Origin of the sequence: Aureicoccus marinus (assembly GCF_002954325.1) — a bacterium.
In the GTDB taxonomy this organism is placed as follows: domain Bacteria; phylum Bacteroidota; class Bacteroidia; order Flavobacteriales; family Flavobacteriaceae; genus Aureicoccus; species Aureicoccus marinus.
In genome coordinates this window covers 1,643,467-1,667,281 of sequence record NZ_MQVX01000001.1, presented here as the reverse complement: position 1 = coordinate 1,667,281, position 23,815 = coordinate 1,643,467, and the positions used below count along the sequence as shown (strand labels likewise).

General features: G+C 46.7%; 23 protein-coding genes and 1 pseudogene. 10 read left to right on the top strand and 14 right to left on the bottom strand.

Translation table 11 applies throughout. The features are described 5' to 3' along the window. Positions 1 to 92: 92 nt before the first annotated feature. On the bottom strand, positions 93 to 1,190 hold the full coding sequence (locus BST99_RS07795; protein ID WP_105001295.1) for a fatty acid desaturase family protein: 1,098 nt from the start codon (positions 1,188 to 1,190) through the stop codon (positions 93 to 95). A gap of 87 nt (positions 1,191 to 1,277) precedes the next feature. On the opposite strand from BST99_RS07795, the gene rsmG reads away from it, so the two are divergent. Next, positions 1,278 to 1,913 carry a 16S rRNA (guanine(527)-N(7))-methyltransferase RsmG gene (gene rsmG, locus BST99_RS07790; protein ID WP_105002468.1) on the top strand — a complete coding sequence of 212 codons (636 nt, stop codon included), beginning with the start codon at positions 1,278 to 1,280 and terminating at the stop codon, positions 1,911 to 1,913. Here the strand turns inward: rsmG and pruA are convergent. From pruA to BST99_RS07770, 4 genes are read right to left on the bottom strand one after another with little or no spacing between them, the layout of a single operon-like run. Beyond that, on the bottom strand, positions 1,886 to 3,517 hold the full coding sequence (gene pruA / locus BST99_RS07785) for an L-glutamate gamma-semialdehyde dehydrogenase (RefSeq protein ID WP_105001294.1): 1,632 nt from the start codon (positions 3,515 to 3,517) through the stop codon (positions 1,886 to 1,888). The two genes, rsmG and pruA, sit on opposite strands and share 28 nt — an antisense overlap. A gap of 44 nt (positions 3,518 to 3,561) precedes the next feature. Continuing rightward, positions 3,562 to 3,948: a Co2+/Mg2+ efflux protein ApaG gene (apaG, locus tag BST99_RS07780; protein WP_105001293.1), complete on the bottom strand. Its 387-nt coding sequence runs from the start codon at positions 3,946 to 3,948 to the stop codon at positions 3,562 to 3,564. A 4-nt stretch (positions 3,949 to 3,952) separates the two neighbouring features. Then, complete coding sequence (locus BST99_RS07775; protein ID WP_105001292.1) at positions 3,953 to 5,185, bottom strand: DUF3667 domain-containing protein; 1,233 nt, start codon at positions 5,183 to 5,185, stop codon at positions 3,953 to 3,955. A gap of 27 nt (positions 5,186 to 5,212) precedes the next feature. After that, a complete protein-coding gene (locus tag BST99_RS07770; RefSeq protein ID WP_105001291.1) occupies positions 5,213 to 6,493 on the bottom strand; it encodes a type IX secretion system plug protein in 1,281 nt (426 codons plus the stop codon). Between the two features lie 150 nt (positions 6,494 to 6,643). Here BST99_RS07770 and BST99_RS07765 point away from each other — a divergent pair, with 150 nt between their 5' ends. The 8 genes and pseudogenes from BST99_RS07765 (at position 6,644) to BST99_RS07730 (ending at position 14,190) form a co-directional block, all read left to right on the top strand. Next, positions 6,644 to 7,996, top strand: a complete 1,353-nt coding sequence (locus BST99_RS07765) for a Na(+)-translocating NADH-quinone reductase subunit A (protein WP_105001290.1) — start codon at positions 6,644 to 6,646, stop codon at positions 7,994 to 7,996. Between the two features lie 3 nt (positions 7,997 to 7,999). Further along, positions 8,000 to 9,246: pseudogene (locus BST99_RS07760) on the top strand (NADH:ubiquinone reductase (Na(+)-transporting) subunit B). A gap of 3 nt (positions 9,247 to 9,249) precedes the next feature. After that, positions 9,250 to 9,999: a Na(+)-translocating NADH-quinone reductase subunit C gene (locus BST99_RS07755; RefSeq protein WP_105001289.1), complete on the top strand. Its 750-nt coding sequence runs from the start codon at positions 9,250 to 9,252 to the stop codon at positions 9,997 to 9,999. Position 10,000: 1 nt separating this feature from the next. Beyond that, positions 10,001 to 10,648: an NADH:ubiquinone reductase (Na(+)-transporting) subunit D gene (locus BST99_RS07750; protein ID WP_105001288.1), complete on the top strand. Its 648-nt coding sequence runs from the start codon at positions 10,001 to 10,003 to the stop codon at positions 10,646 to 10,648. Positions 10,649 to 10,651: 3 nt separating this feature from the next. Next, positions 10,652 to 11,392 carry an NADH:ubiquinone reductase (Na(+)-transporting) subunit E gene (gene nqrE / locus BST99_RS07745; RefSeq protein WP_105001287.1) on the top strand — a complete coding sequence of 247 codons (741 nt, stop codon included), beginning with the start codon at positions 10,652 to 10,654 and terminating at the stop codon, positions 11,390 to 11,392. A gap of 2 nt (positions 11,393 to 11,394) precedes the next feature. Continuing rightward, positions 11,395 to 12,699, top strand: a complete 1,305-nt coding sequence (gene nqrF / locus BST99_RS07740; RefSeq protein ID WP_105001286.1) for an NADH:ubiquinone reductase (Na(+)-transporting) subunit F — start codon at positions 11,395 to 11,397, stop codon at positions 12,697 to 12,699. A 59-nt stretch (positions 12,700 to 12,758) separates the two neighbouring features. Beyond that, complete coding sequence (locus BST99_RS07735; protein WP_105001285.1) at positions 12,759 to 13,127, top strand: Na(+)-translocating NADH-quinone reductase subunit F; 369 nt, start codon at positions 12,759 to 12,761, stop codon at positions 13,125 to 13,127. A 52-nt stretch (positions 13,128 to 13,179) separates the two neighbouring features. Beyond that, positions 13,180 to 14,190: an FAD:protein FMN transferase gene (locus BST99_RS07730; RefSeq protein ID WP_245916216.1), complete on the top strand. Its 1,011-nt coding sequence runs from the start codon at positions 13,180 to 13,182 to the stop codon at positions 14,188 to 14,190. Here BST99_RS07730 and BST99_RS07725 read toward each other — a convergent pair. From BST99_RS07725 to gpmI, 3 genes are read right to left on the bottom strand one after another with little or no spacing between them, the layout of a single operon-like run. Further along, a complete protein-coding gene (locus BST99_RS07725) occupies positions 14,147 to 14,932 on the bottom strand; it encodes a class I SAM-dependent methyltransferase (protein ID WP_105001283.1) in 786 nt (261 codons plus the stop codon). The two genes, BST99_RS07730 and BST99_RS07725, sit on opposite strands and share 44 nt — an antisense overlap. A 5-nt stretch (positions 14,933 to 14,937) precedes the next feature. Continuing rightward, entirely contained in the window at positions 14,938 to 15,750 is an 813-nt protein-coding gene (gene map, locus BST99_RS07720; protein ID WP_105001282.1) for a type I methionyl aminopeptidase, read from the bottom strand. A gap of 3 nt (positions 15,751 to 15,753) precedes the next feature. Next, on the bottom strand, positions 15,754 to 17,271 hold the full coding sequence (gpmI, locus tag BST99_RS07715) for a 2,3-bisphosphoglycerate-independent phosphoglycerate mutase (RefSeq protein WP_105002467.1): 1,518 nt from the start codon (positions 17,269 to 17,271) through the stop codon (positions 15,754 to 15,756). A gap of 128 nt (positions 17,272 to 17,399) precedes the next feature. Here gpmI and BST99_RS07710 point away from each other — a divergent pair, with 128 nt between their 5' ends. After that, entirely contained in the window at positions 17,400 to 17,795 is a 396-nt protein-coding gene (locus tag BST99_RS07710) for an ankyrin repeat domain-containing protein (RefSeq protein WP_105001281.1), read from the top strand. 63 nt (positions 17,796 to 17,858) lie between these two features. Here the strand turns inward: BST99_RS07710 and BST99_RS14950 are convergent, their stop codons facing one another. From BST99_RS14950 to BST99_RS07685, 6 genes are all read right to left on the bottom strand, one after another. Next, the gene (locus BST99_RS14950) at positions 17,859 to 18,026 is read right to left on the bottom strand and encodes a DUF6747 family protein (RefSeq protein WP_317046134.1); all 168 of its coding nucleotides are present in this window, start codon (positions 18,024 to 18,026) and stop codon (positions 17,859 to 17,861) included. A gap of 167 nt (positions 18,027 to 18,193) precedes the next feature. Then, a complete protein-coding gene (locus BST99_RS07705; protein WP_105001280.1) occupies positions 18,194 to 18,973 on the bottom strand; it encodes a M48 family metalloprotease in 780 nt (259 codons plus the stop codon). Positions 18,974 to 19,012: 39 nt separating this feature from the next. Next, positions 19,013 to 19,759: a M15 family metallopeptidase gene (locus BST99_RS07700; protein WP_105001279.1), complete on the bottom strand. Its 747-nt coding sequence runs from the start codon at positions 19,757 to 19,759 to the stop codon at positions 19,013 to 19,015. After that, positions 19,756 to 20,199, bottom strand: coding sequence for a GNAT family N-acetyltransferase (locus BST99_RS07695; RefSeq protein ID WP_105001278.1), 444 nt, complete (start codon positions 20,197 to 20,199; stop codon positions 19,756 to 19,758). The genes BST99_RS07700 and BST99_RS07695 overlap by 4 nt, the downstream gene beginning before the upstream one ends. Before the next feature lie 51 nt (positions 20,200 to 20,250). Continuing rightward, positions 20,251 to 21,405: a gliding motility-associated C-terminal domain-containing protein gene (locus BST99_RS07690; protein ID WP_105001277.1), complete on the bottom strand. Its 1,155-nt coding sequence runs from the start codon at positions 21,403 to 21,405 to the stop codon at positions 20,251 to 20,253. Next, positions 21,405 to 23,723, bottom strand: a complete 2,319-nt coding sequence (locus BST99_RS07685; RefSeq protein ID WP_146106240.1) for a beta strand repeat-containing protein — start codon at positions 23,721 to 23,723, stop codon at positions 21,405 to 21,407. The genes BST99_RS07690 and BST99_RS07685 overlap by 1 nt, the downstream gene beginning before the upstream one ends. Between the last annotated feature and the right edge of the window lie 92 nt (positions 23,724 to 23,815).

Below are 23,815 nucleotides of genomic sequence, written 5' to 3'. Positions count from 1 at the left end.
TATCAAAAGCCCCAAAGGTAGCAGGCTTTCTTTAAAGAACAGACCGACTGTTGAAGAAAAATCAACTCAATTCACAAAAAAGAAAGAAGATGTTAGGCCATGGCCGGATTTCTTCCTAATTCTTTTAAGTGGCGGAAGTGCGAAAGTACAGCCGATTGCATGGACTTGTACTCATTATAAGGCAAATTGAATTCCTTAGCCGTTTCTTTTACGATCTTCGAGATCTTGGTGTAGTGGACGTGGCTAATGTGTGGGAAAATATGGTGCTCCACCTGGTGGTTAAGCCCTCCCGTAAACCAATTCAAAATACGGCTTTTCGTACCGAAGTTTACCGTGGTAAACAACTGGTGAATAGCCCAGGTGTTCTTCATGTTTCCACTCTCATCTGGTAGAGGCGTTTCTGCGTCTTCAATGATGTGAGCCAATTGAAAGACTACACTGAGGATCAATCCTGCCGTGTAGTGCATGACAAAGAACCCGATAAGTACGTACCACCAAGGAATGTCAAAAAACAAAATAGGAAGTACGATCCAAATGCTGAAATAGAGGGCTTTGGTGATCGCCAAAGTTGTCCAGTTCGCGATTGGGTTTGGCATCTTACCGTAAGAAAGCTTGCGTTTGGTATACTGGTACATCTGCTTGAAGTCCGTGGTAATTGCCCAGTTAAAGGTCAAAAGTCCATAGAGGAAAATGGAGTAGTAGTGCTGGAAACGGTGGTGTTTCTTCCAAGGTGCGTGCTTCGAAAAACGCAAAACCCGTCCGGCTTCCATGTCTTCATCGTGCTCGTGGATATTGGTGTAGGTGTGGTGAAGTACATTGTGCTGTACTTGCCAGTTATACACATTCCCTGCGAGCAGATACATACTGCTTCCCATCAATTTGTTGACCCATTTTTTATTGGAGTAGGAACCGTGGTTTGCATCGTGCATCACGTTCATACCAACTCCAGCCATTCCGATACCCATCACAATGGTGAGTAGAAACATGGCCCAAACCGGTAAAGAGAGGGAGAGCATCAAAAAATAAGGTGCAAGAAAAATGGCGAACATCACGATAGTCTTCGCATGCAGGCGCCAATTGCCCGTTTTTTTGATCTTATTGCTTTTAAAATAGTCGTTTACGCGGCTGTTCAGCGTACGGAAAAACTGCGTTGAATCTCGTCGGGGGAATTTAATTTGATCTGCTTTCATAGTCATTCTCTGCCTTTTTTAAGGGCTTTCCAATAGCCGTTGGTAGAAACTGAAAATAGTATTTTTATGCAAAATACGGGGAAATCCATGAAATCCACACTGCTTTACGAGTATTTTACGAATCTTTCGCCTCAACAAAAAGAGCAATTTGATCAGCTCGAAGCCCTTTACCAAGACTGGAATCTGAAGATCAATGTGGTTTCCCGTAAGGATATCGATGAGCTCTATTTGCGTCATGTTTTGCACTCTTTAGGGATTGCCAAGGTGCAGGAATTTTTACCCGAGGCGCAGGTCTTGGATGTGGGGACCGGAGGTGGTTTTCCGGGGATTCCTTTGGCCATCCTTTTCCCTGAAACCCAGTTTACTCTTGTCGATGCTATCGGCAAGAAAATAAGGGTGGTGAATGAGGTGGTCGAAGGCTTGGGACTGACCAATGTACAAGCCCATCATGAGCGAGTAGAGAACTTGCCCCAGCACTATGATTTTATCGTCAGCCGTGCCGTGGCGGCCATGCCCACTTTTGTTCACTGGACAAAGGGTCGCTTGAAGAAAAAGAGCCGACACGAAAGAGAAAACGGGATTCTCTACCTCAAGGGGGGTGATCTCACTGAAGAGATGCAGTCCTACCCTGATGCAGAAGAAATCCCGTTATCCCGTTTCTTCAAAGAAGAATTTTTCGAAACCAAAAAGGTGGTTTACTTGCCTAAGAAAGGATACCTGTAGTCCTCTGGGGTTACGAAGGTTTCCTTGATCAGACGCGGAGAAACCCAACGCAACAGGTTTTGCGCTGATCCAGCCTTGTCGTTTGTTCCTGAAGCCCGAGCACCTCCAAATGGTTGCTGCCCTACAACGGCTCCTGTGGGTTTGTCATTGATGTAAAAGTTACCAGCCGAGTTTTCTAGCGCAGTAGTCGCTTCTTCGATCGCGTAGCGGTCTTGAGAGAGTACAGCACCGGTCAAGGCGTAAATGGAAGTCGTGTCAACCAGCTTCAAAACAGAAGACCAATCTTCATCTTGGTAGACGTACACGGTAACAACAGGGCCGAAGAGCTCGGTTTCCATGGTCACATAATGTGGGTCCGTTGTTTTGATCACTGTAGGCTCAATAAAGTATCCTTTGCTTTTGTCGTAGTTACCCCCTGCAACTATTTCGGCATTGCTGTCGGATTTCGCTCCGTCGATATAAGAAGCTAGTTTGTCAAAGGAACCTTCGTGAATCACTGCGGTGATGAAATTACTCATATCGGCGGGCGATCCTGGAGGGTTGAAGGATTCGATATCCGCTTTCACTGAAGCCAGGATTTCGTCTGCCTTCGAAGCAGGAAGATAGACGCGAGATGCAGCACTGCACTTTTGTCCTTGGAATTCAAAAGCTCCACGGCTGATGGCAGTGGCTACTTGTTGAGCTGGGGCAGAAGGGTGGGCAAGAATAAAGTCTTTTCCTCCCGTTTCTCCCACGATACGTGGGTAGGTTTTGTAAACGTCAATATTGTTTCCGATTTGCTTCCACAACTTTTTAAAGATGTCCGTTGAACCGGTAAAGTGAAGCCCGGAGAAGTCGGCATGACCTAAGGCCTTATCGGTTACCATAACCGGATCACCGTAAACCACGTTGATGACGCCATCAGGAAGGCCGGCCGCTTTAAATACGTCCACGATCACCTTGGCAGAGTAAATCTGGCTGTCGCTGGGTTTCCAAAGAACAACATTCCCCATCATCGCCGCACTGGCAGGTAGGTTACCTGCAATAGCGGTAAAGTTGAAAGGGGTGATGGCGTAGACAAATCCTTCCAATGGGCGGTACTCCACGCGGTTCCAGATACCTTCAGCAGAATCCGGTTGTTCTGCGTAAATCTGAGACATATACTCCACGTTGAACCGCAAGAAATCGATCAGCTCACAAGCGGCATCGATTTCGGCCTGGTGAATAGTTTTGGACTGTGCGATCATGGTCGCCGCATTGATTTTGGCGCGGTAAGGACCAGCGATTAATTCGGCGGCTTTCAAGAAAATAGCAGCGCGTTGTTCCCAACGCATCGAAGCCCATTTAGAGCGGCTCTCTAGCGCATTGCTGATGGCTTTGTCTACTAATTCTTCGGTGGCCAAAGAGTATTCTCCGACCTGGTGTTGGTGGTCGTGAGGAGGGCTAAGTGGACGCTTGTTGGCGGTTCGCACTTCTTTTCCTCCAATAAACATCGGAATGTCAATCTGTTGGTTGTAAAATTCCTCGTACTGTTTTAGCACCTCTGCTCGTTCCGGACTTCCAGGAGCATATCCTTTAACCGGTTCGTTGATTGCGGTAGGAACTTCGAAGAAACCTTTCCCCATGTGTAGTAAATTTAAGTTTGGGCAAAGGTACGGATTAGCCCTCGTTAATTCAGGGCAAATGGAGCAGCGAACTTGAAGGTCGGAACTTCCGCCTCAAAGGTCTCTGTGGTACTGAGATTAACCATCTCGTAGAACCCTTTCATAGCGCCGATAGGCGAAGCCAAAAGTGTTCCTGAACTGTAGGTGTGAGAGCGTCCAGGTTGAATCACTGGCTTTTTGCCAATCACCCCTTCGCCATCAATCGATTCCATTTCTTTCAGGGAATCCAATACATCCCAATGTCTGCTGATCAATTGGACAGGTTCCTTGGTCTGGTTTTCGATGGTGATGGTGTAACCAAAGGCATAGTGCATCTTGTAGTTTTTGAAGAATGTGCCTTCAAAACTAGTTTGAACTGTAACTTTAATTCCTTTGGTGACTAAGGTGATCATTTCTCTAGTAGGTTACCACACTTCCCATTAGTAAGGCAAGGACAGATAAAATGGCCAAGCCGGTAAATACTGCGTTGAGAAAAGTGAATTTCAAAATCGTTTTCCATCGGTTCTGACCGTAGAACTTTCGCATGGCTTTGTAGAGATAAATTCCGAAGATTAAAACGAAAATTCCGCTACTGTCAATGCTAAGCATCATGTCGATCAGCATACTCAGGATGAGCAAGATAAATAATAGCGACTGGTTGTGAAAACTAAAGATCAAATGATCGGTATAAGTGAAATTTTTTCGGATATAAACCAAGAAAATGAAAATCGTAAACAGAGGTAAAAAGAAAAATACGACAAACGGTAAGCGTGAAAAAAGCCCGTTTATAAAGTTTCCGGGTTCCTGAATGGTCTTCAAAACACTGCCTGCAAATTGAAAGGATAGCCGGTTCCAAAAGGTGTCTTCCACATCATAGCGATCGATCCCTTCTTCAAAGGTTTCGAGGTAACTGTTGTGCAGCAGGCGGGTAAAGAATTCCACCTTTTCCAGAAAGTTTCCAAAGCTGCTTCGGGTTTCGAGGAGGTCAAAATACTGTTTGGGGTTGCTCAGCATTAACGAATCGCGATGGACTAGGGAGTCGAGCTTTCCGCTGCTTTGCAAGGAGTCCAAAGCCTTGAAGGTATCTGGGATATTGGGGTCGTTCTTGACGATAGAATCCAAGAGTTGAACGGCCTTTTGGGCAGAGGTGTCCTGCAACTGTCCGGGGGCCAAGGAGTCCAGCTGGTTGGTGATTAGGGCGCTCACAGGTTGCTCTGGATCGTTGCCAAAATCCACACTGATAGGGCCGCCCAACATGCGCTCGTCCAAATTTTTGACTTCCTGATCGAGCTGGTTAAAGTTGTTCTTGTACGCAAAGAGAATAAAATAGATGAATGCTAAACTCAGCAGAAAGCGGAACGGATTGGTGTACGAAATTCGCTTTCCGGCGATATAATCCGTCGTGATTTTTCCCGGGCGAAGTAAAAGAGCGTAAAAGGTTTGCCAAAGACGGGAGTCGTAATTGATTACACTGTTGAGGAATTCATCGACGAAATCTCTGAGGGCTAATTTCTTGGTGCTGTTGATCTGGGCGCAATTCGGACAGTAGCGGTCGCTAATATCCAAGGTGTGACCGCAGTTCAGACAGCTGGTGCCTCGGAATTTCAAAGCGAACCGGCCTTTGGGTAAATGACGCTTGTCCTCTTCCATAGTGTTGGCTTGGTCTTTTAAAGATAATCAATTCGCAATGCCCGCAGAACTGACGTTGCCTATTCCGATGAGGCGGTCGTATTGGCCTCCGAAATCCCGGAAGTAAACCAGCAGGCGGTAGTTGTTTTCGGTAAAGTGAAAGTCACCACTCACCTTGCTGTCGATCAGTTCCCCGCGATCATTCAGAGCGACGTATTTGAAGTTGTAAAAGCCTTGTTTAAGGCGAACTGTGGCTTCAAACATGCCGTTCTCTTCGTTGTATTCCAAGCGGCTGATATCGTCCAATTCGTAGTTGTTGAACTTGCCGTAGATGTAGAGCTGGTCTAGGCCCATAACATCACGGTAGGGAAGGCTAAAATGCACATCGGTGTATTCTCCTTCTCTGGAGGGATCACGTCCCTGAAGAGTGCGTAATTCAAAATCTCCGTTGATATCAGGAAAATAGGTGTAGGGTCGGTCGTAGCGGTATTGGTTGGTATACAGGTAATGCTGGTAGACATCTTCTACCCGAATTTTGGCAATGGCCGCTGTTGGGCCCCGCAAATCACTGGTGTCAAAATTCAGGTATTCATTGCCTCCGAAAAAGCTACTTTCCTGGTCGTATCGGTAGATCAATTCAGGGCCTCTTGTGAATTGAGGTTTCAAGCCATTTATGGCCGTTCTCCATTGATCGTTTTGAATGATGACCACCTTGATTTGTTGCCGTGGATTCACCACTCGAAAGGCGCCCGTATTAATACTGAATTGGATGCTCTGTTTGGTGTTGACAAAATTGAAATTCCGGGATCGTTTGGCTACTCCACTCACCACAACCAGCGGTTCGTAAACCACGAAGCGTCTCGAGAACTGCAGCTGGTTACTGGAGTTCAGAATTTCGAGAACATAATTTCCGCTCACCTTAACGCGAACCAAGGAATTGGGGAGTTGTAAACGGTAATTCGAATAGGCCTGCAGGGTATTGTAGCTGTTGCGGTAGTCGATGATTCGCTGGTTGTCCATGCCATCCAGGTACTGTGATTTTAGCAGCTGAGAAGGCTCCCAATTGTGATCGCAGTGACGGATTCGGTAGTAGTAGTCGCTTTCGCGGGCGGTGAGGTCATCAAATTCCAAACGAAGGGATTCCCCTAACTGAATTAGCGGAAACTGATCTTCTGTAGGACCTTTAAAAATGATGGACTTGATGTTCTCGGGAGGGGCAATTTCAAGAAGTTCCTGCCCTTGTACCAAAATCGAGCTGGAAAAGAAGATAAGCAGAAGGGAAAAGGCGTGCCTTATTCTCCTGACTTGTTTAGTCTTTTGGGGCTTCATGCCGCTTTTTTGCAGTCAAAGGTAAACAAAAATACAGGGGTGAGAAGGAAGCTCGATATACGCCCAATATTTTAGATCAGAATTATGAAACCAAACGTTTAAGTGCTATTTTTGTCGTCGATTTTCGAAAATTAAAGCGCTCTTAAAAATATGGCGAAGAACATCCGAATCGCAAAAGGCTTAGACATCAAGCTGATCGGAGCTGCGCAAAAAACAACCTCAAAAGCTGCCAGTAGCAACACCTATTCTTTACGACTAGATGACTTCCACGGTATTACTCCGAAGATGTTGGTCAAAGAAGGAGCTGAGCTAAAAGCTGGTGATCCCCTCTTTTACAACAAGCAAGAAGAAGCAATGAAGTTTGTTTCTCCTGTCAGTGGTGAGCTGGTCGAGATTGTGCGTGGTGCCCGCAGAAGAATTCTTTCTCTCAAAATTTTGGCTGACAAAGATCAGCAGTACTTGGAACACCAACCTTTGGATCCGCAACAAGCAGATGCTGTGCAGATCAAGTCGGCTCTTTTGGAGTCCGGTTGCTGGCCCTTTATCAAACAACGTCCGTACGATATTATCGCAGATCCAAACCGCTTGCCTAAAGCGATTTTTGTCTCTGGGATCAGCAGTGCTCCTCTGGCCGCCGACATCGATTATATCTTAGAAGGAAAGCAGGAAGAACTGCAGATGGCTTTGACTGCTCTGGGTAAACTCAGTAGAGGTAAGGTTCATGTTTCGGTACGCGACAAAAATAATTCTGTCTTTGCAGGAGCCAGTGGTATTGAACTTCACTCGGTCAAAGGACCTCACCCTGCTGGTCTGGTCAGTACTCAGATCAATAAAGTGAATCCGATCAACAAAGGAGAAGTGGTCTGGACCGTTAGCGCCTGGGATCTGGTCATTATTGGGGAGTTCCTCAAGACAGGTCGCTTTAACGCTGAGCGTGTGGTTTCTCTTGGTGGCTCGATGATCAAGGAGCCCAAATACTACACCACTAAAATCGGGGCAGAGCTCTCGACCATGTTGTACGCGAGTGGGGTAAAAGACACCAATTTCCGCCTCATCAACGGAGACGTTTTGACGGGAACGCAAACCGATCCGGAAGGCCATCTTGGTTTCTACAACACAGCGGTTTCTGCTATTCCAGAAGGAGACGATTACGAATTCTTCGGTTGGAATAAGCCGGTTTTCAATAAAATCAGTTCAACACGTGCGCTGACCTTCTCTTGGTTGAATTCCAAGAAGGAGTACGATTTAGATACCAATACCAACGGAGAACACCGTGCCTTTGTAGTGACAGGATCCTACGAGCGCGTGTTTCCTCTGGATATTTACCCGCTGCAGTTGCTTAAAGCTTGTATGGTAAAGGACTTGGACGAAATGGAGAACCTCGGTTTGTACGAAGTGGCTCCGGAAGACTTCGCTCTGACGGAGTTCATTTGTATTTCGAAGCAACCTCACCAGCAGATTATTCGCGAGGGGTTGGATTTACTACATGAAGAAATTGGATAGGTTATGAAAGAGGCATTACACAAGATCAAAGAAAAGTACAAAGGGAAAAAAATGGCCCCCGCGTTCAACGCGATCCATACCTTTTTGTACACGCCGAATGAGACCACCCACAGCGGAGGTCACATTCGTGCAGTAGATGACTTGAAAAGAACCATGAACACGGTCATTATTTCGATGTTACCCTGTCTACTTTTCGGAATGTTCAATGCAGGTTACCAACACTACTCTGCGCTGAATGGATTTCCGGCCGAGTTCGATTTGTTCGAGCACTTCCTTACTATGGAGAACTTCCTTTTGGGAGCTCAAACTATTCTTCCTCTGGTTATCGTTTCCTACGGAGTTGGACTTTTGATCGAGTTCATCTTTGCGGTGATTAAAGGGCACGAAGTAGAAGAAGGATACCTGGTCACCGGAATGCTTGTCCCTCTTATTATCCCAGTCGATACTCCTCTGTGGATGTTGGCCGTGGCGGTTGCCTTTGGGGTCGTTATCGGGAAAGAAGTCTTCGGTGGTACGGGGATGAATATTTTGAATCCTGCCCTTACCATCCGTGCTTTCTTGTTCTTTGCTTACCCGACCTGGATGAGTGGAGATAAAGTATGGGTACACAAAGGAATGGAGATGGCTGGTCAGCCCGATGCTATTTCTGGAGAAACTGTTTTGGGGTATCTAGCTGCCGGTAAAGTCGATGAGTACAGTTATTCTTTGTCGGATATGTTCTTTGGGTTTATCCCGGGATCCGTAGGAGAGACGTCGACTCTCTTGATTCTCTTGGGTGGGCTCTTCTTGATCTTCACCAAAATCGCCAGCTGGAGAATTATGCTCAGCGCTGTTCTTGGAGCCTTGGCCATGGGGTTGATCTTTAACGGTGTGATTGACGCAGGACTACTTCCCGAATACAGCAAGTTTTACAGCCTAATGGCCTTTGATTTCTGGCAGCACCTGATCGTAGGTGGTTTGGCTTCGGAATCGTCTTTATGGCGACTGATCCGGTTACAGGCTCACAGACCAATAAAGGAAAGTGGATTTACGGATTCCTTATCGGATTTATTTCGGTCATGATCCGGGTATTCAACCCGGCTTATCCGGAAGGGGTATTCTTGGCTATCCTCTTGATGAACGTTTTCGCACCAACCATTGATCACTACGTGGTTCAAGGAAACGTGAAAAAGCGTTTGAAGCGATTGAAAAAAGCAGTGAGCAGCCAACCGAAAGCTCCTGCTGAAGAGTTAACCGCAGAAACAGTCTAAGCCATGGCGATAAACACCGAAAAAAACTCGTATACGGTCATCTTCGCAGCAGTGATGGTGATCATCGTTGGCGCTCTTTTGGCCTTTGTAGCTTCTTCATTGAAGCCGGCGATCAAAGAGAACGAGCGCTTCGAAAAGCAACAGAATATTCTCTACGCCATGGGCGTAAACCAAAACGACGGTCCTGGAAGTGTCAACTTCGTTCCGACTACGGAGGTGGAAGAGCAGTTCTCTAAGTACATCACCCAACAATTAGTGGTGGAAGGAACTACAGCCACTCCTATGGAGGAAGCTTACCTGATCGATTTGAAGAAGGAACTGGATTTGATCAAATCGGATCAACCCGGAAAACTTCCTCTCTTTATCGGAGAGAAAGACGGGCAGACCTTTTATGTTTTACCCCTTTATGGTAAAGGGCTTTGGGATGCGATCTGGGGCTATATGTCTTTAGATAAAAACATGGTCGTTCAAGGAGTTTACTTCGATCACAAAGGAGAAACGCCTGGATTGGGAGCCAACATCAAAATGCGCTACTTCATGGATGATTTCATCGGGGAGTCCATCTTGAACGGATCTCAGTACGCCGGGGTTTCTGTGATCAAAGGAAACAACGATCCTGCAAACCAGATCAAGGACGATAACGAAGTGGACGCTCTTGCTGGAGCAACCATCACCGGAAACGGGGTGACTGCGATGATCAAAGAGAGTTTGAAACTCTACAAACCTTATTTAGAAACCATCAGAACGAACTGATATGGCACTACTATCTAAAAAAGACGCTGGGCTGATCCTCGATCCCCTGGCAGACAACAACCCGATTACCATTCAGGTACTCGGTATTTGTTCGGCACTCGCTATTACAGCGGAGTTAAAAGCCTCTATTGTGATGTCCATTTCGGTACTTTTCGTGATGGGCTTAGGAAACGTGGTGATCTCCCTGATGAGAAACATCATTCCTTCTAAAATTCGAATCATTGTTCAATTGGTCGTTATTGCCTCCTTGGTAATTGTGGTCGACCAGGTATTGAAGGCTTTTGCCTATGAACTCTCAAAAACCCTATCGGTCTTTGTTGGTTTGATTATTACCAACTGTATTATCATGGGACGTTTCGAAGCCTTTGCCTTGGGTAACGGACCTTGGAGATCATTCTTGGACGGTATCGGAAATGCCTTGGGTTATGCTGTTATCCTCATCATCGTCGGATTCTTCCGAGAGCTGTTGGGTTCAGGAACTCTGATGGGTATTCCGGTATTGGGAGATCCCATTGAAAAAACAGGATTGTATTCCATTGGGTACGAAAACAACGGATTTATGTTGATTTCGCCAATGGCGCTTATCGTAGTAGGAATCATCATCTGGGTGCAGCGTAGCCGCAACCGAGCCTTAATTGAAGAAAACTAAGCTATGGAACATCTGGAATTATTTTTTAAATCAATCTTTATCGATAACATGGTCTTCGCGACCTTCCTCGGTATGTGTTCCTACTTGGCGGTTTCCAAAAAGGTAACCACTGCCGTTGGACTTGGAGCAGCAGTCATCTTTGTCTTGGCTGTAACCGTTCCTTTGAACTGGTTGTTGGATCAATATCTACTTCGAGACGGAGCCTTGGTTTGGTTAGGTTCAGAGTATGCAGATTACGATTTAGGCTTTTTGTCCTTTATCCTGTTTATCGCGACGATCGCGACCATGGTACAGCTGGTAGAGATCGTGGTAGAGAAGTTTTCTCCATCGCTCTACAACTCCCTGGGTATCTTCTTGCCTTTGATCGCGGTGAACTGTGCGATTCTCGGTGGATCCCTGTTTATGCAGTCCCGTGAGATTGGTACCCTGGCACTCGCCTTCAATTATGGAGTGAGTTCCGGTATCGGTTGGTTCTTGGCTATTTTGGCTATTGCAGCTATTCGCGAGAAAATCCGCTACAGCAACGTACCTGCGCCATTACGTGGTTTGGGAATCACCTTCATTATCACTGGGCTGATGGGAATCGGTTTCCAGAGTTTTGGAGGGATGTTGACCGGAGATAACGAAGCACCAGAAGGGGTAGAGAATACCACGGTGGAGCAGATTGAAGAAAAAGAAATTAAGGAAGAAATCGAAGAGCAGGAAGAGGCTGCGGTTTCTTATAATCAAGTCGTAAACAAATAGTTATGATGTTAGCCAGTACTGGAGGAACTATCCTGATTACTGTAGTTGCCTTTTTAGCACTTTTACTGTTGTTGGTAGCCCTCTTATTGTTTACCAAAGAAAAACTTTCTCCATCCGGACCGGTGAAAATCACCATCAACGGTGAGCGCACCATCGAGGTTCCTTCCGGGAGCACGCTGTTGACGACGCTGGGGAATCAAAAAGTCTTTTTACCTTCTGCCTGCGGTGGAGGGGGAACCTGTATCCAATGTGAATGCCACGTTCACGATGGAGGAGGAGAAGCTCTTCCGACAGAGACGCCACACTTCTCACGCAAAGAATTGCAAGCGGGAGCGCGTTTGGCCTGTCAGGTGAAGGTCAAGCAAGACATGGACATCAGTATTCCAGAAGAAGTATTCGGGATCAAAAAATGGGCAGCGAAGGTTGTTCGTAACTACAATGTAGCTTCCTTTATCAAGGAGTTCGTCGTGGAGATTCCGGAAGATATGAATTACAAGGCTGGGGGGTATATTCAAATTGAAGTGCCTGCTTGTGAGGTGAAATTCGCCGATATGGATATCACCGCTCACCCAGAGGAGCACGAAACACCAGACAAGTTCCAGGCAGAGTGGGATAAGTTCAACCTGTGGCCGCTTGTCATGAAGAACACCGAATTGGTAGAGCGTGCTTACTCCATGGCTTCTTACCCTGCTGAAGGGCGTGAGATCATGTTGAATGTACGTATTGCGACTCCACCATGGGATCGATCGAAGAACGGATGGATGGACGTGAACCCTGGGGTGGCATCTTCTTACATCTTTAACCTGAAGCCAGGGGACGATGTAACCATCTCCGGTCCTTTTGGAGAATTCTTCATCAACGAATCTGAAGCCGAAATGCTTTACGTTGGTGGGGGTGCAGGTATGGCACCGATGCGTTCGCACTTGTACCACTTGTTCAAGACGCTACAGACCAACCGTAAAGTGACGTATTGGTATGGAGGTCGTTCGAAGCGTGAGCTGTTCTATATTGAGCACTTCCGCGAATTGGAGCGCAACTTCCCGAACTTTAAGTTTTACATGGCCTTGTCTGAGCCCTTGGAAGAAGACAACTGGCAAGTAAAAGAGAATATCGATGCAGATGGGGATGGTTTTGTTGGTTTTATCCACAACTGCGTGATTGATCAGTACCTGAATCACCACGAAAGCCCAGAAGACATTGAATTGTACTTCTGTGGTCCTCCATTGATGAACAAGGCCGTTCAGAAAATGGGCGAGGATTTTGGTATTCCAGATGAAAACATTCGCTTCGACGACTTCGGAGGTTAAGAGCGAATTACTATATAGAAAGCCGGTGTTATGCATCGGCTTTTTTGGCTTTGAAAAGGATGGAAGAGAGAAGAGAATTAACGGAACAGGAGCTGCACAACCTCGCGATGAATATTGTCGGCAGGCGATTGGAAGAAGAAGGTTATGAGTTCCTCGGTGTCAACAGCAAGCCGAAGCGAAATCCGCAGTTTGTTTGTCTGAAGGAAAAGACCCTCCACTTTATTGTGGTGCGTTCGGTCGCTTTTCCGGAGGATCCTCTGCGCTATGATTCCGAATTGATGGAAAAAATGAAGGACCACGCACTGAAGCATGAGGCGAAGGCCTATTATGCAGGAGTAGGGCTTTCGAATGCCGAAGATCGTACACAGCCGGTCTATTTAAATGAATCGTATATTGTCGACTATCATGGACTTATTGAACTTACGTAACGCAAAAAAACTTTCGCTGCTTTTACTTGTTTTTGTCGGTCTATACGGGTGTTTGCCCGAAAAGAAAACCGGAGAAATACGCATTCAAGGGCAGGAACTGGGTACCTCCTATTCCATTATTTTCTTTGGAGATGAAGCCGTGGATTGGGAGAGTAAAGTCGACTCCGTCTTTCTGGTGATCAATCAGTCGATGTCGACATATCAGGAGGGTTCCATCATCAGCCGGATCAATCGAGGGGAACGCAATGTTCGTGTTGATGGACAGTTCAAAGAAGTTTTCTTTTTGTCTCAGGAGGTCTATGAGCGCACCGACGGGTATTTTGATCCCACAGTGGGGCTCTTGGTCGATGCTTGGGGATTTGGCCCAGGAGAGCAGCAAGAGCTGGATTCGGTTAAGGTTGATAGCTTATTGCAGTTTGTCGGTTGGGACAAAGTCACCTTGAAGTCGGACCGCATGGTTGAAAAAGAGAAACCCGAAATACGCTTTGATTTTAACGCCATTGCTAAGGGGTATGCGATTGACCGATTGGGCCTCATGCTTCAGACCAATGGGGTTGAGAGTTATTTGGTTGAAGTTGGAGGGGAAGTACTGGCCAGTGAGCGTAAATGGGCGCCTCAGGAACTCGATCCTGAATCGACTGACTCCTTGGCTCTCGATTCTCCAGAGCTGCGCTGGAAGGTTGGAATTGACGACCCTCAGTCCACGGGAGCACGCCAACTCAAGAAAATTATCTACATCAAGGAACAAGCTTTGGCCTCTTCAGGGAACTACCGCAAGTTTCGGGTAGACGAAGAAACGGGAAAACGCTATGTGCATACGATCAATCCGCTGACTGGTTTTACTGAAAACGGATCCGTATTGGCGACCAGTGTTTTGGCCTCTTCCTGCGCCAAGGCCGACGCTTTTGCGACCGCCTTTATGGCCATGCCGCTCGAAAAATCAAAAGCACTCCTTGTAGAATCGAATGATTTGGAGGGCTATATCATTTATCTTGATGAGGCAGGCGAAGTCACTGAATTTATGACTCCAGGCTTTGCATCGGCCGTTTTACCAAGGGAATAAGTTCGCCTTCCGCTAGCCCATAGCGTTGAATATCCTCAGTGGAAAACTGTGAAGTATAGTCTACGGCTTCCACCTCAAAACCTGCTTCTTTGAGTATTTCGAAGTAGTCTTGGCCGTATACCCGTACGTGGTCATACTGCCCAAAAATGCTTGCTCTCTCCCGGGGGTCGGTGATGCTGTTGTCTTCAAAAGTTGTGGTGCGATTCAGGTCTTGAGGAATTTGAAAAATACCCCAGCCTCCAGGTTTTAATACCCGGTACATCTCTTTCATTGCGGTCTTGTGGTCTGGAATATGTTCGAGTACGTGGTTGCAGAGAATCACATCAAAGCTCTTGTCTTCAAAAGGCAAGTCACAAATATCAGCTTGAACATCGGCCAGAGGAGAATTTAGGTCTGTGGTGGTGTAATCCAAGTTCTTCATTTGCCGAAAACGCTTGTAAAAAGCTTGCTCAGGGGCAAAATGCAAGAGTTTAAGCGGTTTATTGAAGAATTCCGTCTCCTTGGTTAAATAGAGCCAAAGAAGGCGGTGTCGCTCGAGAGAGAGCGTAGATGGGGAAAGAACATTTTCTCTTGTTTTTTCATACCCATAAGGCAAAAAGTAGCGAAAGGATTTGCCGTCAATGGGATCTTCAACAGCCTTGCCGCGATAATAGAGCGCAAGGAGGGGCCTTACCAGATAGCTCAACTGAATCAGCCACGGTCTGGGAATGTGCCGAAGTGCCCATTTAAATAGTTTTTTCACTGCTTTTAAACTTCTGGAGCCCGGAAGGGTTTTTCTTCATCCGAGTCAATGCCCAGGGCATCATAAATATACTGGAAGGTTGAAAGCAATTCTGGCTTTCCGTTGACCAGGGCCACATCGTGCTCGAAATGCGCACTGGGCTTTCCATCTGCGGTCAAAATGGTCCAACCATCCCGCAATTGCTTGATTCTGCGAGTTCCCATATTGACCATGGGTTCAATAGCTACGACCATACCGTCCACGAATTTCTTTCCTCGACCTCTGCGCCCGTAATTAGGCATTTCGGGTGATTCGTGAAGCTTTCGTCCAAGACCGTGCCCCACGAGTTCGCGGACAATTCCATAGCCTTCCTTTTCGCAGTAGTTTTGAATGGTGAACCCCACATCTCCTACGCGGTTTCCGGCTTTGAATTCGGCGATTCCCAAATAGAGAGACTCTTTGGTAACCCTCAGTAGTTTTTTGGTTTCTTCCGCGACCTCTCCAACTTCAAAGGTGTAGGCGTGGTCTCCATAAAACCCATTTTTCAGTGCTCCACAGTCTACCGAAATAATATCACCATCTTCCAGGACTCGATCATTGGGAATGCCGTGAACGACCTGGGCATTGGGGCTCCAATTCAGGCTGTTCGGGAAATCGTACATTCCTAGAAAACCTGGTTCTGCTCCTTGATCACGGATGAATTCCTCAGCCATTTTGTCCAATTTGAGGGGGTGGGCTCCCGGTTTTATTTCGGAGGCGATCATCCCCAGGGTTTTGGACACGATGAGCGCACTTTCGCGCATCAATTCAATTTCTTCGGCGGTCTTAATCTGGATCATAAATTACAAAAGGGAGTGTCTGCTCATTTCTTCTACCTGTTTGATACCCAAAAGTGCGAGGATGGTCGGCGCGATATCTCCAAGGACCCCGTTCTGGATCTGTTGGCGATCTGGGTCGACCAGAATTAAGGGTACGGGGTTGGTGGTGTGCGCCGTGTTGGGGCTTCCATCTGGATTGACCATGGTGTCACAGTTTCCGTGATCCGCAATGACCAGTGTGCTGTATCCGTGCTTCAAGCCTGCTTCAATAACCGCCTCAGCGCATTGATCGACGGTTTCGCAGGCCTTAATTGCGGCCTCCATTACGCCTGTATGCCCTACCATATCCGGGTTGGCAAAATTTAAACAGACGAAATCAAACTGCTCCTTTTCCAGTGCTGGCACCAGGGCATCCCGAATCTCAAAAGCACTCATTTCGGGTTGTAAATCATAGGTAGCCACCTTGGGTGAAGGGCATAGAATACGTTCTTCACCCTCGAAAGGTTCTTCCCGACCTCCATTGAAAAAGAAGGTTACGTGGGGGTACTTTTCGGTTTCAGCTATACGCAATTGGGTCTTGCCGGCCTGGGCCAAAACTTCTCCCAAAGTGTTCTGGATTTTTTCTTTGTCGTAGATGACTCGTATGCCGGTAAAATTATCATCGTAGTTCGTCATGGTGACGTAATGAAGGGGCAGTTTGCTCATCTCGAATTCCGGGAAGTCTTGTTGGTTCAAAACTTGGGTCAACTCTCGTCCCCGGTCCGTTCTAAAATTAAAAAAGAGGACGGCGTCTCCTGCTTCAATGGCAGCCAAAGGGGTACCCTCGGTATCCGTTGCTACTAAAGGCTCGATAAATTCATCCGTTATACCGGCATCGTACGAAGCTTCGATCGACTTTAGGAGGTCTTCCGTTTTATTCCCCTCTCCCTTGACCAGGAGATCATAGGCTTTTTTGATTCTTTCCCAACGTTTGTCTCGGTCCATTGCAAAATAGCGGCCAATCACGCTGGCGATAGCAGCGTTTTTTCCTTGGCAATAGGCGTGGAGGTCGTTGAGGAATCCCAAACCACTTTTGGGATCCACGTCGCGCCCATCCGTAAAGGCGTGAATGAAGGTGCCTGCGTGTCCGTTATCTTTTGCTGTATCGACCAGGGCCTTGAGGTGATCGATGTGGCTGTGCACACCTCCATCACTCACCAGACCAAGTAAGTGTAGTTTTTTGCCTTCGTTTTTGACGTAGTCCAATACTTCTCTCAAAACCGCTTCGTCCTTAAGGGTATTTTCTGCAACAGCCTTGTTGATCTTAGCTAAGTCTTGGTAGACGATTCGCCCAGCTCCTAAATTCATGTGGCCCACCTCGCTGTTACCCATTTGGCCTTCCGGTAATCCCACATTCATTCCGTCCGTTTTTAGTTCGGCGTGTGGGTATTTATCATATAGCATGTCGATATAAGGAGTATGGGCCTGATCGATTGCAGAAACCCCCGGAATAGGGGAGATTCCCCAGCCGTCGAGGATCATTAGTATGGCTTTCTTATTCATCATTTTGCATTGGGCTTCAAAGGTAGGGATGTTAAAAATAAGTTATATGCAAAATTTCGATGTAACGTATGGCTATTCGTGCAGTCTATAAAGTATCAATTCAATCTATAAATCAATAAACGAGTATCATGAGAAAAGTTTTTATCACACTGAGTGCTATTGCAATTGGAAGTTTTGGAAGTGTTCAAGCCGCGGAAGGATCTACACTGGAATCGACCGATGTCCTCGAAGTAAGTGTTGTTCAATTAACTCCTCTTTGTCAAGCCGTTGTAGACGGTGACGTGGAGCTTGTTAAACAGTACATTGCTCAGGGGGTAGACCTCAGTCAAAAATCGAACGGTAAGGCAGCGACCCATTACGCCGCGCGTTACAACAAGGCCGAAATTTTGCACCTCTTGTTGGAAGGTGGAGCGGATTTGTATCAGCGATGTGATGCGGGTTATACGGTAAAACGTCACGCTCAGTTATCCAATGCGAAGTCTGCTCTTGCCGTCATTAAAATTGCAGAAAAGAAGAGAGCTTAGGAGTTTATCATCAATAAAAAAGCCATCCGATTCGGATGGCTTTTTATTTGGCTTGAGTGCCGGTCAAAACTCATACCCTGTGGCCATTCGGCTGATAAAAGCATAAACTGCCAGGCTCCACATGCAGGCACAAAAGACCGAGTATATTTTTAGCATCACCACAAGATAATCGGGTTTGCATTCGTCAAAGGCTTTGAGGTATAAATACCGTAAATGTCGTAGTGTTCCCATAATTTTAAACCACCTTTTTCAGCTATAAAGAGCTGTTTTTCAACTTCGTAATTTAAAGATAAGAAAATGGAAGCCCTGGAATTATTTACTCGATGAACGTGCTCTTTCCTCGATTTCGAAGGCTTTGAAGCTGATGGCAGTAAGAGGTGTCTGAACTTCCTGCAAAATTAGAAGACCGGGCGGTTACCCTTGTATTTTTTGATAGCGGCCCGGATCTTTTCTATTCGATTTTCTGGATCTGGATGGGTGCTTTGGAACTCAGGAACCCGATTCGGCCCGGCTGCTTTTTTAAGGATGCGCATGACCTCGATCATTTCGTTGGGATCGTAGCCCGCCTGAATCATCATAAGAACTCCCAGTTCATCACTCTCGAGCTCATCGTCTCGTCCGTTTTGCAGCAGGGTGTTTTGTCCAATGGAACCCACTAAACTTCCCATATCTCCTCCAACAGAAGCACCTGTGGCTAAGGTTTGCCAAAAGGTGGACTCAGCGATACGTTCTGCAGAATGACGTCCAACAACGTGAGCAATTTCATGCCCTAGTACACCAGCGAGCTGATCCTCATTCAATTGAGAAAATAGGGCATAGGTTATAAAGCATTGCCCTCCCGGAAGAGCAAAGGCATTGATGGTTTTGCTGTCTGCCAACAAATGAAAATCGTATTGATAGGGCGTTTCGCGAGCCAGACTGTTTTGAACCAGACGGTTACCTACGGCATCCACCAGGGTTTGCAGACGCTGATCAGGATACAACCCCCCGAAATCCTGAATCATTTGGGGTACGCTTTGCAAACCGATAGCGATCTCTTGTTCGCTCGACATATTGATGGTTTGCTCTCTTCCCGTGTAGGGATTGGTTTCGCGATTACTGCAACGTTGAATAAAGGCAAAAGCCACAATGGCTAGCCCAATAAAAATGCGGATTTTCCAACTCCCTCTACTTCTCATACTGTGTGGATCGTGTAGAGGAAAGGTACAAAAATTGACCTAGAGCAGGGTGGGGTTGATATCCATGATATGATCGTGGATATAAGACTTCAAAAAGCGCGGGCTAAATTGGTCCGCTCCTTCAAAGCTCTCTTGGCTCAAAACCTTAAGGATATTGGTTTTCCGGAATTGCTTGAGCATGGGAACAGAAAGAGGGGCGTAACTGTAATGCCAAGGTTCGTATTTAAACCCTCGGCGATCGGGGTCGTTGGTGTAGACCAGGTAAAACCCAAAGGAATTTGCGTTTTCGTCGAGCCACTTTTTGAAGGCTTCGAAAGGACCGCCGGCCTCAAATTTCTTTGCTACCAGAACGTCTCCGCTGCTTTTTGGGTAACCGTCGATGATGTCGACTTCGGTTCCCCAGTGGTGACGGCTGGTACCTGGAATGGTAGAGTATTCCACAATTTTTTCGATGGCTTTATCCGGAGTCATCCCATCACTTTCGGTATAGCGAATGTATTTTCCTTCCCAAATACGGGTTTGGTGATCGTAGCTGCGGTAACTCGAAATCATTTTGATGTCAAATCCGGCGCTGTAGGCCGCACGCTTCATTCGAATATAGGCCTCGTACGCTTGTTTGCGCAATTGTACTTTTCCTTCCCCATACAAGTCGAGTACCGCTTTACCGGTAAGCTCATCCAGTGTATACGTTTCTTGAGGCAGAAAGTTTTGGGCCGATAAGGCCGGGCTAACTCCTATAGCGAGTGAAGTGAGAGAAGCATTGCGTACAAAATCGCGTCTTTTCATTGGGCTAGTCTTTTGAACATTATAAAATGAGGTCCTATACCGGGTATATCAAATGCCGTACCCTTTTTTTGGTAGCCCAGCTTTTCGTAAAAAGGAACGGCCACCAAACGGGCATTCATCCAGAGGATTTCTGCCTTTCGTTCTATTAACGCTTCCTCACCGCTCTTCAGTATACGCATACCCAGTCCTTTTCCCTGGTAATCCGAAAGAACTGCCATCCCTCTCAATTGGTAGGCATTAGTCCAATTCATTTCGGAATTATCCTGTTTCAGAAAGGTAGCCACAGCGGAAAGTCTTTGGTCGTAAAATCCACCCAGATGCAGGGTTGTTGGAAGATCATCCCCGGAAAAAGCACAACTCTCGAGCGGTCTTCCTTTGCGCAAAACAGGATGGCGCACCAGATAGGTTTCGGTATCTGCAATGGCTTTAACAGTCCACATGGTTCAAGGCTTTGAACAAAAATACAGATTCACCGGGAGCAATCCGGTGACTTAGCGGTCCAGGAAAAGAAAGCCCTGGAAGTTCAGTTGAAGGTCATTGAGTTTTGCGATGTAGTAATACACCCCTTCGGGCAGACCTATATCGGTGCCATAGAAGGTGCTACCGGTATTGGCATTGCCATCGAATTCATTGGTGTAGTTATCGAGCTCAAAGACCTTGAGGCCTGCACGATTAAAGATGACCAGGCGGTTATTTGGCGATTGTAGTAACTCTTCAATAACCAGGCGGTCGTTCACATTATCTCCGTTAGGAGACAGGAAGTAGTTGTCTAGAGTTAGAACTTCATCTGGTTCATTCAAGACCCCAAAAGTGAGGGCGCTAAACTGATCTGGTACCACGGGTCCAGTAGTTATAAAACCTTCATCCAAGGTCCCACTTCGATTTTGTACAGGTAGAGGCACCCACTGCCGAAGTGAATAATTCCAACCGACCACCGTAATCGCATCGACATTGGCGGTGAGAGAACTCAGGGCACTATTGGGATCCCAGTTCATTGTAAGAGCAGCTGTTCCAGCGGCATCGACCAGCCAGAACTCAAGGCTGGACACTGCATCTAGGCTAGGAGCGAAGGAAGCCGTGTTGAATCCTTCATTCAGCGATAAGGGGAAACTCGGATTTTCCGAAAAGTAGGTGGCACTACCATTGGAAGTCGATGCTCCAAAATTGAAGTCCACTGAGCGTAGGCGATTCAGGGTTCCTGTCGGAGCATTAAAAACGCTTTTTTGAGCAAAGCTCACTTGTCCATTCACTTTACTTTGATCTGTGCTTCCTTGTAAAAAAGAATTGCGCTCGTAAAAGGCATTGATAGAAAGATCTGTCCTGGGCGTTCGAATATCCCCTTCAAAAAAGTCGAAACCGTTTTTTATGAATAAGCTTATGCCCAAATCAAGGCCAGCCTGATTAAAGAGTTCTGCGTCAAAAAGGACCAGAGGAAAGGCTCCCGTCAATTCCATAGGGCGGTCTCCATAGAATCCAACCAATCCGAATCCATCTTCTAAAGGAGCGTCGTTGATCCAGTCTGTATGCACTCCCACCTGGGCATCGGGTGCCATGTAAAGGTTTCCGATGTGGTACAAGCTGTTCTGACCCGAACACCATTGGATGAAGCCAAAAAGTAAAAAGACGATGGAAAATGCTTTTCTCATTAATTGATTCTATGCCAGTTGGTTCCGTCACTTTGAAGCCAGGTAATCCCCGTCCCGAGCACCGTGGTGCTTGTACCACTTTCATCCAAGAAAGGATCTGAGGTGGTTATCGCTCCTCCGGACAGGTTCTTTAATATCAAAATTCTCCCCGCTTCCTGACCCGGTAAGGTCAAATTGGTTACCCCGACATTGAGAATAAGGGTGTAATCCGCATTGGTGACTACCGTAGTCGTTGTATTGTCGGCTCGGATGCTGTTGAAGGAATTCAGGGTAACCGAGGAGGCGATATTTGAAATGTCGAGTGTCCTTCCCGTTAAGCTGATCGTCTGTAGTTCGTTCGAAATACTCAAATCCGCATCGGCGGTGTTGTGGTCTGCAATGGCCGTCGCATTGGTCGTGATATTGGTCGTATTGGTCCCAATATTGGTCGTGTTATTGCCAATGTTCGTGGTGTTATTTCCAATGGCTGTCGTATTGGCTGCAATATTGGTCGTATTGGTTCCGATAGCCGTGATGTTTGTATTAATGCTTCCCGTATTCGTCGCCACCGTTCCCTGTAAAGTAGAGATGTCGTTGGCGTTAGTGGTGATGTCTGCCGTATTGGTTGCGATCTCTGTTGTATTATCGGCTATGTCACTGGCATTTTGAGCAATATCGGCGGATTCTTCTAGGGCGGAAAGATCGGCCGATGTACCCGTTCCTCCTTCTATATTGATGGCCAGCTGGGCGCTACCGTCCAAAGTGGCCGTACCTAAATTTTGGTCGTCTGTTCCTAAAGAGTTGAGGGCAACAGCCAGGGTTCCTGCAGAATCGGTGATCTCCAAATTCCCGGCATTGACCTGAAAGGCTGTATTGACTTCATTCGTTGCGCTTCCATCGGTATCAGCAGTAATAGCCGTAGTGTTGGCTGCGATGGCCGCTGTATTGGTCGCAATACTGGCAGCGTTTGTCCCAATAGCCGTAGTGTTCGTTGTTATAGCCGTGGTGGTGTTGGCAATATTGGTCGCGTTTGAGGTGATATTCCCGGCATTGGTTGCAACATCTCCCTGTAGGGTGGTGATATTCCCGGCATTTGCAGTGATGCTGGCATTGATGGTTGCAACATTGCTTTGCAAAGTCGAAATATCGTTTGCATTGGACGTGATATTGGCGGTGTTGGTCGCAATATCGGTAGCATTGTCAGCGATATCGCTTGCGTTTTGGGCTATATCTGCTGATTCCTCAAGCGCCGAGAGGTTGGCCGCTACTCCTGTGCCGTTTTCAATATCGATCTGCAATTGAGAACTGCCGTCTAAGGTGGCACTGACCAGGTTTTGATCGTCTGATCCAAGATTGGCCAGAGGAACCAAAAAGGTACTGTTAGAGTCCGTCAGTTCCAGATTAGAACCGTTGACTTGAAAAGCGGTATTGACCTCGTTGGTAGCACTGAGGTCCATATCTCCTGTAAGGTGATTGTCGATCAAGGTAAAGTTATCAGCGATGCCAATCTGATTGAGTTGAATATCAGTGAGCAGACTGCTATCGTCATAGAAGGCTCCCCCCGAATTGGTGATGGAGTTCCCAGGATCCGTACTCACGATTTCCGTATCGGTAATAAAGCCGGGATCATTTAAAAAGTCTCCCAGCGTAACACTGGAAAAATCAATTTTGTCTTTGGTTACGGAAGTTGGTTTCAACTCTGGGGTGCCAATGGATTCGGCAGCCATTTGGTTATCGGTAATTGATTTAAATTGAATGTCCAGAAATCCATTGACCGTTCCGTCTGCGATGTTAGCTCCGGAGATCTCACTCACTTCAAAGTTTAAGGCCGTGCCGGTATCCGTAATAACAATAGACGGACTATCGTTCACAATCGCGTCGGCCGTAAAGGAATCGTTGATTTGGGTTTGCAGAGGGACGGTAAAGCTGGTGCCGTCACTTTTGGTGAGTACCAGTTCGCCATCTGTATTCAGCTCAAAATTATCAACTCCCGTTCCATCAAAGGTGATCGGACCGGTTCCGTTTGAGAAGGTGTAGGTCCCATCTCCGTTGTCCGCAAAGGTGACATTGAACGCCTGACAGAGGTTAACCCACTGTGTTCCATCGTATTGAAAAATGCAGTTTTCGTCTGTATTGTAGGCTAAAGCACCTTGAAGAGGAGTGATCGCCGTCATTTGCGCCTGGCTCAAACGAGTGACGACAAAGACCCGGCTGTTGCTTTCTAATTCCAACAATGAACTGCTGTTCAGCGCCTGGGGATTTTCACCAATTTTGACTTGTCCAAAAGCCAAGCCTGTTCCAAGACAGATGAAAGCCAGTAGAGAAAAGAATCTTTTCATGGGGTTTGTTTATGGTCAATCTCCGTAGGAGATCTCCAAAAATAGGATTAGTTCTTTACAAATAGGATGAACCAAGGTTAAATCCCTTGTTT

What these genes read in the sequence shown, in the direction of transcription:
- BST99_RS07765 (WP_105001290.1), top strand. Translation starts at nt 6,644, where the DNA reads ATGGCGAAGAACATCCGAATCGCAAAAGGCTTAGACATCAAGCTGATC.
- rsmG (WP_105002468.1), top strand. Translation starts at nt 1,278, where the DNA reads ATGAAATCCACACTGCTTTACGAGTATTTTACGAATCTTTCGCCTCAA.
- BST99_RS07705 (WP_105001280.1), bottom strand. Translation starts at nt 18,973, where the DNA reads ATGAGAAGTAGAGGGAGTTGGAAAATCCGCATTTTTATTGGGCTAGCC.
- BST99_RS07695 (WP_105001278.1), bottom strand. Translation starts at nt 20,199, where the DNA reads ATGTGGACTGTTAAAGCCATTGCAGATACCGAAACCTATCTGGTGCGC.
- BST99_RS07795 (WP_105001295.1), bottom strand. Translation starts at nt 1,190, where the DNA reads ATGAAAGCAGATCAAATTAAATTCCCCCGACGAGATTCAACGCAGTTT.
- BST99_RS07735 (WP_105001285.1), top strand. Translation starts at nt 12,759, where the DNA reads ATGGAAGAGAGAAGAGAATTAACGGAACAGGAGCTGCACAACCTCGCG.
- BST99_RS07770 (WP_105001291.1), bottom strand. Translation starts at nt 6,493, where the DNA reads ATGAAGCCCCAAAAGACTAAACAAGTCAGGAGAATAAGGCACGCCTTT.
- BST99_RS07700 (WP_105001279.1), bottom strand. Translation starts at nt 19,759, where the DNA reads ATGAAAAGACGCGATTTTGTACGCAATGCTTCTCTCACTTCACTCGCT.
- gpmI (WP_105002467.1), bottom strand. Translation starts at nt 17,271, where the DNA reads ATGAATAAGAAAGCCATACTAATGATCCTCGACGGCTGGGGAATCTCC.
- BST99_RS07750 (WP_105001288.1), top strand. Translation starts at nt 10,001, where the DNA reads ATGGCACTACTATCTAAAAAAGACGCTGGGCTGATCCTCGATCCCCTG.
- nqrF (WP_105001286.1), top strand. Translation starts at nt 11,395, where the DNA reads ATGATGTTAGCCAGTACTGGAGGAACTATCCTGATTACTGTAGTTGCC.
- BST99_RS14950 (WP_317046134.1), bottom strand. Translation starts at nt 18,026, where the DNA reads ATGGGAACACTACGACATTTACGGTATTTATACCTCAAAGCCTTTGAC.
- nqrE (WP_105001287.1), top strand. Translation starts at nt 10,652, where the DNA reads ATGGAACATCTGGAATTATTTTTTAAATCAATCTTTATCGATAACATG.
- BST99_RS07685 (WP_146106240.1), bottom strand. Translation starts at nt 23,723, where the DNA reads ATGAAAAGATTCTTTTCTCTACTGGCTTTCATCTGTCTTGGAACAGGC.
- BST99_RS07690 (WP_105001277.1), bottom strand. Translation starts at nt 21,405, where the DNA reads ATGAGAAAAGCATTTTCCATCGTCTTTTTACTTTTTGGCTTCATCCAA.
- BST99_RS07755 (WP_105001289.1), top strand. Translation starts at nt 9,250, where the DNA reads ATGGCGATAAACACCGAAAAAAACTCGTATACGGTCATCTTCGCAGCA.
- BST99_RS07775 (WP_105001292.1), bottom strand. Translation starts at nt 5,185, where the DNA reads ATGGAAGAGGACAAGCGTCATTTACCCAAAGGCCGGTTCGCTTTGAAA.
- apaG (WP_105001293.1), bottom strand. Translation starts at nt 3,948, where the DNA reads ATGATCACCTTAGTCACCAAAGGAATTAAAGTTACAGTTCAAACTAGT.
- BST99_RS07710 (WP_105001281.1), top strand. Translation starts at nt 17,400, where the DNA reads ATGAGAAAAGTTTTTATCACACTGAGTGCTATTGCAATTGGAAGTTTT.
- pruA (WP_105001294.1), bottom strand. Translation starts at nt 3,517, where the DNA reads ATGGGGAAAGGTTTCTTCGAAGTTCCTACCGCAATCAACGAACCGGTT.
- map (WP_105001282.1), bottom strand. Translation starts at nt 15,750, where the DNA reads ATGATCCAGATTAAGACCGCCGAAGAAATTGAATTGATGCGCGAAAGT.